Genomic DNA, 11,556 nt, shown 5'->3' with positions numbered 1-11,556 from the left:
AGTAAAAGTATTCAACAAATTTGCCTTTTCACTTTATGATGTACCCTTAGAAAACTAAATGGATCTATAACATGACTGCTATTGCAAATGACCTCGTGGTTTCTTTCCACTACACATTGACTAACGCAGAGGGTGAAACTCTCGACCAATCTCAAGGTGAACCACTTGCCTATTTGCATGGTGCGGGTAACATCATCCCTGGTCTTGAAAAAGCCCTAGAAGGTAAAACTGTGGGTGAAAAATTCACTGTAAACGTACCTGCTGCTGAAGGTTATGGCGAATACAACCCTGACCTGGTTCAAGAAGTTCCAGCGCAAATGTTCCAAGGCGTAGACAGCATTCAGCCTGGCATGCAGTTCCAAGCACAAACTGATGATGGCGTACAGATCGTAACGGTTAAAGCAGTTGAAGGCGAAAACGTAATCGTTGATGCAAACTTCCCGCTTGCTGGTCAAGACCTGACGTTTGAAGTTGAAATCGTAGAAATCCGTGAAGCGACTCAAGAAGAGTTAGACCACGGTCACGTACATGGTGTTGGCGGTCATCACCACTAATCTTGTGACAAGATTGAAAAGGCAAAGTCTGACTTTGCCTTTTTTTATGCCTGAATTTTAGTGGGTGAATAAACCATCACGATGCTGATTCGCCCGTTGTAGACAAAGCCTGGGCCAGATTGTGTTTGGCCTGTGCTTCATAATGCTGCTGAAAATACCGGGTCTGATACAGCGGCTGCATCTGATAAAACTGCATCAATACCGCACGGCGCTTGGGCTGATAAAGATTCTGCTCGACCCAGGCATATTCCTGATGAATCTGTTGCTGATATTCAGCAAAACGTACTGGCGGCGCAGCCAGAATTGCCAGATCAATATCCAGCAAGGCATTTAAATCTGGCTCATCACTAGGCTGATGCTGCCGGGTCGCGAGAATCCAGCGGCTCACTATAGGCCGCCAGCAGCCGCGCATACAGCTGCTGCGTCTGGCAGCGATTCAGCGCAAACTGCTGAGCGCAGCGTTGCCAATACAACTGAAAATCAGCAAGTTCTGATTGCATGGCACGCACTCCCCTGTTTATGCGGCTTGCTCATCTCGCTTAAACACCAGCTCACCTTTTAGGGAGCTGTCAGCATCGAAATAATAGCCATCGCTATTAAAGCCTTTTAAATCTTCAGCACGTTCAATTTTATTTTCGATGATATAGCGCGCCATCAGGCCACGGGCTTTTTTGGCATAGAAGCTGATGACTTTATATTTGCCATTTTTCTGGTCTAAAAATACCGGCTTGATGATTTCTGCCTGAATCTTGCTTTCTTTCACCGATTTATAATATTCATCCGAAGCGATATTCACCAGCAATTCAGACTTGGCCGCAGCCAGATCTTCATTGATCAGATCAGTAATGATGGTGCCCCAGAATTCATACAAATTGCTGCCACGCGGATTTTTCAGCTTGGTGCCCATTTCCAGACGATACGGCATCATTAAATCCAGCGGGCGCAATAAGCCATACAAACCTGATAACATGCGCAAATGCTGCTGTGCATAATCAATGTCCTGATCCTTCAGGCTATAGGCATCCAGACCGGTATAGACATCACCTTTAAAGGCAAACAGCGCCTGACGCGCATTGGAAAAATCAAAATCGGCCTGCCAGTCGCGGAAGCGTTCTACGTTTAAATTGGCGATTTTTTCGCTCACACTCATTAAATTGGCGATTTCTGAAGCAGATAGCGTACGACTAACGTCGATAAGTTCTTGTGAATGCGCTAATAGTCTTGGTAAGGTGTGGCTGTCGGTGGGTAATGCAGATTCATAATCTAAAGTCTTAGCAGGAGAAATTAAGGCGAGCATACACATCCTGATCAAAAAGTGGTTAAAAAATAATTAATCAAACTATAACAGTCAGCTTATTTTAATGCCAATCTGTGTTTTTCCTAAACATAATCGGTAAAATAATCGATTCTCCTGCCATTATTCGATTATCTTATGTCCGAGCAAATTTTCATTCCAGGTCCTGTGGGTCGAATTGAAGTTTTCGTAGATTATCCACAGGGTGAAGTGAAAGGATTCGCGGTTGTCAGCCACCCCCATCCATTGCAAGGCGGCACCCCGCAACACAAAGTTCCTGCATTATTAGCACAAATGTACCTTGAGCGCGACTGCGTGGTATATCGCCCAAGCTTCCGTGGTTCAGGCCAGAGTGAAGGTGTGCATGATGAAGGCTTTGGCGAAACGGACGATATTCTAGAAGTCATCAAATATGCGCGTAGCCAGCACATTGGCCTGCCGTTCTATGCCGGCGGTTTCAGCTTTGGTGCGCATGTGATGGCAAAGAGTTATGCAGCACTACCGGTTGAATTACAGCCAAAACAGACCATTTTATGCGGCTTGCCGACTGCGACAGTAGCTGGTGTACGTCACTATGTAACTCCTGAAATTAAAGGTGACATCCTGTTTATTCATGGCGAAGCTGATGATGTGACCCTGCTCTCGGACATGATTACTTGGGCCAAACCACAGCGTCATCTGGTTACCATTTTACCGGGCGCTAACCATTTCTTTACCGGCTATTTAAAACAGCTGCGGATTGCAATTACCCGCTTCCTGGCCTTAGGCTAAAGACAAAAACCCATCTGCTGATGGGTTTTTTTATGGGAGGAGATCAGTGACGGTACTGTTAATTTTAAAATGGATACAGACGAAATGGCTTCGCAATTCCAATCTGGGATTGTTTTAATTTTTCCATTCAAAGGCCGTAAAGTTTTCATCCTGTTTTAAGGTCTGCTCGACCGCCTGGGCCAGCTGATTTAGCAGGCTTTGCGATTCAATCCGGTCAAACCAGTCCTGCTCTTCTTCCGGATAAGACAGGATTTCACACACCAGTCGTCCTTCGGCATCGCGGCTTTCACAGCTCACGCTTAAGGGCAAAGGATGATCTTCCACACTAACCGCAATTTGTGCGCCACTTTGCGGCAAGGTTTCAAAGCCGTGCTGGTTTAACTGTCGGGCCAGCAAATCTGCCACATAATCCTGGGCAATCTTACAGTCCTGTAATTCGGCCTTGTTATCACATTGTGCGGTAAACTGGAGTGTTTTCATAAACGACCCTACTGCTGTTCTTGTTGTATATTTAGCATAAGCAATATAAAACAAACAGCCAAGCAAAAGCTTGGCTGTTTTGGGTTATTTTTCTCTTTATTCGGTCACTTCAATCTGCAGGCCGGCCTGAGCGGTCAATTGGGTAAAGGTCGGGAAGCTGGTCGCGACCGTTTCTGTACCTACAATTTTAATCACTTCCGAGTTACGTAAACCGGCAATCGAGAAACTCATGGCAATACGGTGGTCATGATGTGACTCAATTTCACCGCCGGTGAACACAGGCGACCAGTCACCTGCTTTGCCCTTGCCTTCAATGATGATGCCATCTTCAGTTGGGGTACAGTCAATGCCCATGGTTTTCAAGCCATCTGCCATCACCTGAATCCGGTCAGATTCTTTGACGCGAAGTTCAGCTGCACCAGTCAATACAGTCTGACCTTCCGCACAGGCTGCTGCAATAAACAGTGCCGGGAATTCATCAATCGCCAGTGGCACCTGATCTTCCGGAATATGAATGCCTTTTAAGGTACGGCTGCCCTGAATACGAATGTCGGCAATCGGTTCACCACCGGCAATACGCTCGTTGGATACAGTAATATCTGCACCCATTTGTTTGAGGATTTCAATCACGCCAGTACGGGTCGGGTTAATGCCCACAGCTTCTAAAGTGACATCGGCATTTTCAGTAATGGCCGCGCCCACCATAAAGAACGCTGCAGATGAAATATCTGAAGGCACCTGAATATTGGTTCCCACCAGTTTACCGCCGCCTTGCAGGGAAATACGGTTGCCTTCGGTTTTCACTTCATAACCAAAAGCACGCAGCATACGCTCGGTATGGTCGCGGGTTGGTTCCGGTTCAGTTACTGCAGTTTCACCTTCGGCCCACAAACCGGCCAGTAAAATTCCTGATTTCACCTGTGCCGAGGCCATTGGTAAATCGTACTGTATGCCTTTTAACTGCTGGCTGCCCGTAATTGACACCGGTGGCGTACCACGCTCACCTGTGGTCTGGATTTGCGCCCCCATTTCACGTAATGGCTTGGCAATACGCTCCATTGGACGCTTGGACAAGGATGCATCACCGGTCATCACCGAATCAAAGGCCTGCGCCGACAACATGCCTGACAGCAAACGCATGGAGGTGCCAGAGTTCCCCATATACAGCGCACCAGCTGGAGCTTTGAGGCCCTGCATCCCCACACCGTGAATGGTCACTTCACCATTTTTTGGGCCTTCAATACTGACGCCCATATCGCGAAAAGCCTGCAAGGTCGCCAGTGCATCTTCACCTTCCAAAAAGCCGGTGACATGGGTGGTGCCTTCTGCAATTGCACCAAACATGATTGAACGATGTGACACAGATTTATCACCTGGCACAGTAAATTTACCCTGGAAATTTTTAGAGCCCGGTAAAATCGTAAATTGTTGTGTCACTTTATTGTTCTCCATCAACGGTTTTTTGGCCAGCATATGATTAAAATGCTGACGCGCTGCTTGAGCATGTCCCAGCAGGCCCATTAAAGCCTGCGAGTTTTCCTGTTCGATCAGCTGGCGCAAGATTGCCAGCTGTTGTTCAAAGCCATCGACTGCATTCAAAATTGCCTTTTTATTGGCAAAGAAGATGTCGTGCCACATTTGTGGATCACTGGCTGCAATTCGCGAGAAATCACGAAAGCCGCCTGCAGCATAGCGAAAAATATCTAAATTGTCTTCCCTGTTGGCCAGTTGCTCCACCAGGTTAAATGCCATTAAATGCGGAAGATGACTGGTATGTGCCAGCACTTCATCGTGCTTGTCCACATCCATACAGATCACTTCCGCTTTGGCTGCTTCCCACAGTTGAATCAGTTTATTGACCGCCCAATCCGCACTGGTCGGTAATGGAGTCAAAATCACTTTATGATTGGCGAATAAATCGACCTTACCGGCATGGACCCCAGTATGCTCGGCTCCAGCAATCGGATGCCCCGGCACAAAACCGGCAGGCAGTTGTTCACCAAAAACCGCTTTGGCTGCATCGACCACATTGCCTTTGGTACTGCCGACATCGGTCAGGATTGCATCAGGTTTTAAATACGGTTTAATCTGCTGCAACACATATTCGGTGGCACGTACCGGCAAGGCCAGTACCACCAGATCAGCATCTTTCACCGCCTCGACCGGATCGCTATAACCGGCAGCAATTAAACCCAAGGCTTTGGCATCTTCTAGCGTTTTTTGCGAACGGGTCGATGCCACTACCTCATGAGCCAGCTGTTCAGCCTGAATCACACGCGCCAGACTTGAGCCAATCAGCCCAAGTCCAATAAAAGCGACTTTTTCAAACAGGGGTTGCGTCATGGCTTATGCCTTTGCGTCCAGACCTAACACCTTCGCCAGTGCAGTCAGGAATTTGGCATTTTCTGCTTCTGTTCCAATCGATACACGAAGATGGTTTGGAATACCAACCGGACGTACAATCACGCCTTCTTTGAGCAAGGCATTGAAGGTTTGTGCCGGATCAGCCTGTACATCAACCAGAATAAAGTTGGCACGTGAAGGCACATAGTTCAGGCCCAGTGCCTTAAAGCCCGCTTCCAGCTGCGCCATACCAGCCTTGTTCACTTCACGTGATTTTTCGATAAAGGCGTCATCTTTCAGCGCTGCTACAGCTGCCACCATAGCTAAATGGTTCACGTTAAATGGCTGACGGATACGGTTTAAATAGTCAGTCACCTGTACAGAGGCCAGAGCAAAACCAACTCGTAGCGCTGCCAGACCATAGCACTTCGATAAAGTACGGCTAACAATCAGGTTTGGATACTGATCCAGATATTTCAGGCTGTTGAAGTTTTCCGGGAAGTATTCCACATAGGCTTCATCCAGTACCACAATTACATTGGCCGGTACTTTCTGCATGAAGGCTTCAAATTCAGCTTCTTCAAACCAGGTGCCAGTCGGGTTATTCGGATTGGCAATGAACACCAGCTTGGTGTTGGCTTGAATGGCTGCAGCCATCGCCTCTAAATCGTGCGAGAAACCTTTGGCTGGTACTTCAATGGCCTGTGCATTAATGGCCTGAGTCACCAGTGCATAAACCGCAAAGGCGTGCTGGCTATATACGATTGAGTCCTGCTCGGACACAAAAGCGCGGGCAAACATTTCCAGCAGGTCATTTGAACCATTACCCAAAGTAATCCGTTCATGACCAAAACCAAACTGCGCTTCAATCTGGTCTTTTAAAATAAAACCACCACCATCTGGATAACGACCAATTTCTGCCAGCTCGGCAGCCACAGCCTCTTTGACTTTGTCTGAACAGCCCAACGGGTTTTCATTGGATGCCAATTTCACAATATCGGTAATACCCAATTCGCGCTCAAGTTCACTGATCGGCTTACCTGGTTGATATGGCTTTAACTTAGAGATGCCTTCATTGGCTGGGACAAACGACATTTTTTACTTCCAGATTTACAGGTGAAAAGCAGCCGCATGCAGCGCACACGGCCACCAGAGAATTTTATAAAACTGCCGCCGGATAAGAGCCGAGTACACGGACTTCTTTCACCAATGGACGGATTTCTTCAATCGCAGCTTTAACATTGTCTTGCTCAATATGACCTTCCAGATCAATAAAGAACACATAGGCCCATTTTTCAGGTAAAGCCGGACGGGTTTCAATACTGGTTAGACTAATGTTGTGTTTGGCAAATGGCGCCAGAATTTCCAGCAAGGCACCGGCACGGTCATGTGCAGACACCAGCAATGAAGTTTTGTCATTGCCGCTTTGTGGCACTTTCTCACGGCCAATCACCAAGAAGCGCGTGGTGTTTTCCGGGTTGTCTTCGATATTGCTGTGCATGATTTCAAGATCATAAATGGTTGCCGCAATTTCAGAAGCAATGGCCGCAGAATGCCATTCATTACGAATACGGCGCGCCGCTTCACCATTGGAACTTAAAGCCACACGCTCCACCCCAGGATAATGCGCATCTAGCCATTTACGGCACTGTGCCAGCGTTTGCTGGTGAGCATAAATCTGTTTAATGCTGTCTTTACGGGTATTTGCAGAAATCAGGAACTGATGATGAATCGGCAATTCAACTTCGCCAATCACATTCAGATTTGAAGTTTTAAAGCAGTCTAAGGTATGGTTCACCACCCCTTCAGAGGAGTTTTCTACCGGCACCAGACCATAATGCGCACTGCCCGCTTCCACTTCACGGAAGACTTCATCAATGGTTTGTAAAGGGCGCACCAGGGCATCATGACCGAAATGCTTGAGTACCGCAGAATGGGTATAAGTCCCAACAGGCCCCAGGAAGGCAATACTTTGCGGCGCTTCCAGTGCCAGACAGGCCGACATGATTTCACGGAATAAACGTGCCATGGTCTGGTCCGACAATGGGCCTTCATTGCGATCCATAACATTACGTAAAACTTGTGCTTCACGTTCCGGACGGTAAAACAGCGGATTCTCTTCAGCGGCAAATTTGGCTTTGGCCACCGCTTCTGCCAATCGTGCGCGACGGTTAATCAATTGTTGAATCTGCATATCAACAGAGTCAATTTCCTCACGAATATTGTTCAGGTCAAGAGAAGTCGTTGTGTTTTGATCGTCGTTGATCATTGTTATGTCGCCCTTCATAAACGGTATGCAAACAGTATAACAATAGTTAGCTTTCAAATGTTGCGCAATACAACTTTGATTGATTCAGTCTTAAAAACAAACAGTTGGTTAAACTCTCTGCAACTTGTGAGACTGTTTATCAATTGAGCAGCTATGGCTCATGAATAATTCTGAACAAGTCACGACGCTTTGCCTGTTTTTCCATCCAGAGTGTAGCGAATTTAAGCAGATGAAACAGGGTCTTTTTCCAATCAGCCGATAGCTTTTGCATCTGAATTCGATGAATAGTGATAGGATTTTGCAAGTTTATTGCGTAAACTGAACAGGCGTCATAATTACTTACATAGAAAATAACGCCCATAAATATTGAATAAAATTCCAGAAATTTTAACTTGAAAAAGAAATAAGAAAACTGGTTACAAAGCAGCAATGAAATTTTGCTTTTTCCCCTTTACTCTTTTATTTAAAGCAATTCGGAGAATAATAATGTCAAAAAGAATCGCGGTGCTGATTACCCATGATTATGAAGATGCAGACTATCCAGAATTGATCCACGCCTTCCGTGCAGCGCGGCATAGCGTGGTAAATGTTGAAAACAAGGCCGGCAATATTGTCTATGGTTATCAACGGCGCAGCTCGGTGACCATCGACCAAAGTATAGATGATGTGACCATTCATGATTTTGATGCGCTGCTGATTCCCGGCGGCCAATCTCCGGCACAACTGCGTGATGATTTACGTTTTGTCGATTTTGTCCGAAATTTTGCCAATGCCCAGAAACCAATTATGAGCACCTGTCATGGTCCGCAACTGCTGATTCATGCCAGTGTGGTCAAAGGCCGGCGCATGACCAGCATTGCCCCGGTGATGCTGGAACTGATGGATGCCGGCGCCGTGTATTTTGATGAAGCGGTGGTAAATGACAATAACCTGTATATTTCCTCACGCTCACCAGCAGACTTGCCGATTTTTATTCGGGAAAGTCTGCATGTGCTCAGCCTGCATTAAAATAGTCTCAGAAACACACCCACCAAGAACACCCGCCCAGTCGATGCTGGGCGGGTGTTTTCATTTGGTCTGATGTATAGGACTTAACGGCCCAATAAACCGCGCGCCACAATCTCTTTCATAATTTCATTGGTGCCGCCATAAATTCGCTGGATACGGGCATCGACAAAGAAGCGTGAAATTGGATATTCGGTCATATAACCATAACCACCAAACAGCTGCAGCAGCTGATCGGCCACTTTCATCTGCATATCGGTCGAGAAGCTTTTTAATGCTGCTGCTGTTTCAACATCCAGTTTGCCCTGCATATACAGCTCAACATTCTGGTTATAAAACGCAGCCGTGGCCAGCTCATCAATTTTAGCCTGTGCCAAAACAAAACGGCTGTTCTGGAACTGGCCAATTTTCTGACCAAAGGCCTGACGTTCCTGGACGTATTGCGTGGTGATGTCAATCGAACCGCGGATAGCGCCCAAGGCGGTGGCGGCAATCGCGGTCCGTTCACGTGGCAATTCCTGCATTAAATAGGCAAAGCCCTGTCCCGGCTGGCCCAGTAACTGTTCTTTGGGTACTTTCACGTTATCAAAGAACAATTCCGAGGTGTCCTGAGCGTGCAGGCCAATCTTGTCGAGGTTGGTGCCTTTTTTAAAGCCATCCAGATGGGTATCGACCAGCAATAAAGACACACCTTTGGCGCGTGCCTGCGGATCGGTCTTTACCGCCAGCACCACCAGATCGGCATGTTGGCCATTGGAAATAAAGGTTTTAGAACCATTTAAAATATAATGATCATCCTGCAAAATGGCATGACTGCGCATGGCTTGCAAGTCAGAACCAGCACCCGGCTCGGTCATACCAATCGCACCGACCACTTCACCGCTAACCATTTTGGGCAGCCAGTACTGTTTCTGTTCTTCTGAACCAATATTTAAAATATACGGTGCAGCAATTTCTGAATGACAGGAAATACCGGTAGACAGTGCGCTATAACCGGCACGTGCCGATTCTTCCACCAGCATCAGCGAATAATGGGTCGGTACACCATAACCGCCATACTGTTCCGGTACATCTACACATAAAAAGCCGTTTTCACCCAGCTGGTTCCAGACCGAGCGCGGCATAATTCCTTCCCGTTCCCACTGTTCATAATGCGGGGCAATCTGTTCGCTCATAAAGCGGCGGAAGTTGTCACGGAATAATTCTAAATCTGCATCATAAGCCAGCATAGTCGATCCTTGTAGGGTACATTCTTGTTTTACATTCAGCCCCATGCTATGCATTTTTAAGCGTACTGTCATGGTCTCGCCCGGCTTTTTTATTGACTGCCAAGTAATAAAAAAAGGAAGCCGAAGCTTCCTTTAGTCACCGCCCTGCTGTTAAGCCGAAGCAGATTGCTGGCTTTGTTCTGCCATCTTACGGTCAATTTCTTCCGGATTATTTAATGCATATTGCAGCTTTTCCTGATCTAACTGACCGACCCATTTCGCTACAACAATGGTCGCCAATGAATTACCCACCAGATTGGTCAAGGCACGCGCTTCAGACATAAAGCGGTCAATACCCAGAATTAGCGCCAGACCAGCCACCGGAATATGACCCACAGCCGCCAGTGTTGCCGCCATCACAATAAAGCCTGAACCGGTCACCCCTGCTGCGCCTTTAGAGGAAATCAACAGCACCAGCAATAAAGTAATCTGATGATGCAGTTCTAAAGGTGTATTGGTGGCCTGAGCAATAAAGATTGCGGCCATGGTCAAATAAATCGAAGTACCATCCAGGTTAAAGGAATAACCCGTTGGAATGACTAAACCCACCACCGATTTTTCACAGCCGGCAATTTCCAGTTTCTTCAACATGCGCGGTAATACCGATTCTGAAGATGAGGTCCCCAATACAATCAGTAATTCTTCACGAATCATGCGGATCATTTTTACGATACTGAAACCGGTCATACGCGCAATACTGCCGAGTATGATAAAAATAAACAGCACACAGGTCAGGTAGAAGCAGATAATTAACTGCGCCAGTTGTGCCAGACTGCCAATCCCGTATTTACCAATGGTAAAGGCCATCGCACCGAAAGCACCAATTGGCGCAACTTTCATGATCATGTTCACAATGTTAAAGAACACATGCGAAATCTGGTCAATCAGTTTCAAGACCGGCTTACCTGCTGGCCCTAAACGGTGTAAGGCAAAACCAAACAGAATGGCAAACATCAGCACCTGCAGGATTTCACCCTGGGCAAAGGCACCGACCACGGTATTTGGAATGATATTTAACAGGAACTCGACTGTAGATTGTGCTTCACCAGTTTCTACATATTTGGAAATACCTGTGGTATCCAAAGAAGCTGGATCAACGTTCATGCCAACGCCTGGTTTCCAGACGTTAATCACCACCAGACCAATAATCAGGGCGATGGTAGAGACAATTTCAAAATACAGTAATGCCACGCCACCGGTTTTACCCACCGATTTCATGCTTTCCATACCGGCAATACCACTCACCACGGTACAGAAAATCACCGGCGCAATAATCATTTTGATTAAACGGATGAAGCCATCACCTAAGGGTTTCAGCTGCTCACCCAGACCCGGAACATACTGTTCCACGCCATTAACAATTTGTGTGCCACTAGGAGAATAATGACCGACGAGAATACCTGCAATAATTGCAATAATCACCTGAAAGTACAGGGATTTATAAATAACCTGAATCGCGGATAAGAAATTGACTTGAAAAATAAGAGGACTAGAGCCATCAGTTGAGTTACCACACCAAACTCACAACTCTAGTCCTGATGTTCAATAGTACCGAATTATTCTGCGTAATTG

At 46.7% G+C, this 11,556-nt stretch carries 11 protein-coding genes and 1 pseudogene; 3 read left to right on the top strand and 9 right to left on the bottom strand.

The genetic code is table 11. The features are described 5' to 3' along the window. Positions 1 to 71 precede the first annotated feature (71 nt). Positions 72 to 554 carry a peptidylprolyl isomerase gene (gene slyD, locus FTT68_RS11080; RefSeq protein WP_005178991.1) on the top strand — a complete coding sequence of 161 codons (483 nt, stop codon included), beginning with the start codon at positions 72 to 74 and terminating at the stop codon, positions 552 to 554. Between the two features lie 76 nt (positions 555 to 630). Here the strand turns inward: slyD and FTT68_RS11075 are convergent. The 3 genes and pseudogenes from FTT68_RS11075 to yaaA all read right to left on the bottom strand — a co-directional run. Beyond that, positions 631 to 942, bottom strand: a pseudogene (locus tag FTT68_RS11075) (metal-dependent hydrolase); the annotation flags it as partial. Beyond that, positions 902 to 1,054 carry a hypothetical protein gene (locus FTT68_RS11070; protein ID WP_180056547.1) on the bottom strand — a complete coding sequence of 51 codons (153 nt, stop codon included), beginning with the start codon at positions 1,052 to 1,054 and terminating at the stop codon, positions 902 to 904. The gene FTT68_RS11070 and the pseudogene FTT68_RS11075, both read right to left, overlap by 41 nt. A gap of 17 nt (positions 1,055 to 1,071) precedes the next feature. Next, on the bottom strand, positions 1,072 to 1,851 hold the full coding sequence (gene yaaA / locus FTT68_RS11065) for a peroxide stress protein YaaA (RefSeq protein WP_005178997.1): 780 nt from the start codon (positions 1,849 to 1,851) through the stop codon (positions 1,072 to 1,074). A 135-nt stretch (positions 1,852 to 1,986) separates the two neighbouring features. On the opposite strand from yaaA, the gene FTT68_RS11060 reads away from it, so the two are divergent. Continuing rightward, complete coding sequence (locus tag FTT68_RS11060; protein ID WP_180036672.1) at positions 1,987 to 2,619, top strand: alpha/beta hydrolase; 633 nt, start codon at positions 1,987 to 1,989, stop codon at positions 2,617 to 2,619. 114 nt (positions 2,620 to 2,733) lie between these two features. On the opposite strand, the gene FTT68_RS11055 is transcribed toward FTT68_RS11060, so the two are convergent. From FTT68_RS11055 to pheA, 4 genes are all read right to left on the bottom strand, one after another. Next, a complete protein-coding gene (locus FTT68_RS11055) occupies positions 2,734 to 3,099 on the bottom strand; it encodes a hypothetical protein (protein ID WP_005179001.1) in 366 nt (121 codons plus the stop codon). A gap of 96 nt (positions 3,100 to 3,195) precedes the next feature. Beyond that, the gene (locus FTT68_RS11050) at positions 3,196 to 5,442 is read right to left on the bottom strand and encodes a bifunctional prephenate dehydrogenase/3-phosphoshikimate 1-carboxyvinyltransferase (protein ID WP_005179002.1); all 2,247 of its coding nucleotides are present in this window, start codon (positions 5,440 to 5,442) and stop codon (positions 3,196 to 3,198) included. Positions 5,443 to 5,445: 3 nt separating this feature from the next. After that, positions 5,446 to 6,537: a histidinol-phosphate transaminase gene (hisC, locus tag FTT68_RS11045; protein ID WP_180056545.1), complete on the bottom strand. Its 1,092-nt coding sequence runs from the start codon at positions 6,535 to 6,537 to the stop codon at positions 5,446 to 5,448. A gap of 64 nt (positions 6,538 to 6,601) precedes the next feature. After that, entirely contained in the window at positions 6,602 to 7,711 is a 1,110-nt protein-coding gene (gene pheA, locus FTT68_RS11040; RefSeq protein WP_005179005.1) for a prephenate dehydratase, read from the bottom strand. 486 nt (positions 7,712 to 8,197) lie between these two features. Here pheA and FTT68_RS11035 point away from each other — a divergent pair, with 486 nt between their 5' ends. Then, the gene (locus tag FTT68_RS11035; protein ID WP_005179007.1) at positions 8,198 to 8,719 is read left to right on the top strand and encodes a type 1 glutamine amidotransferase domain-containing protein; all 522 of its coding nucleotides are present in this window, start codon (positions 8,198 to 8,200) and stop codon (positions 8,717 to 8,719) included. Between the two features lie 83 nt (positions 8,720 to 8,802). On the opposite strand, the gene FTT68_RS11030 is transcribed toward FTT68_RS11035, so the two are convergent. Beyond that, positions 8,803 to 9,945: an acyl-CoA dehydrogenase family protein gene (locus FTT68_RS11030; protein ID WP_075166939.1), complete on the bottom strand. Its 1,143-nt coding sequence runs from the start codon at positions 9,943 to 9,945 to the stop codon at positions 8,803 to 8,805. Between the two features lie 150 nt (positions 9,946 to 10,095). Then, entirely contained in the window at positions 10,096 to 11,439 is a 1,344-nt protein-coding gene (locus FTT68_RS11025) for a dicarboxylate/amino acid:cation symporter (protein WP_180175359.1), read from the bottom strand. Between the last annotated feature and the right edge of the window lie 117 nt (positions 11,440 to 11,556).

Origin of the sequence: Acinetobacter sp. Q85-2 (genome assembly GCF_013420555.1) — a bacterium.
In the GTDB taxonomy this organism is placed as follows: domain Bacteria; phylum Pseudomonadota; class Gammaproteobacteria; order Pseudomonadales; family Moraxellaceae; genus Acinetobacter; species Acinetobacter indicus.
Note: the sequence above shows the minus strand (reverse complement) of the source record. Positions and strands in the feature narration are given on the sequence as shown.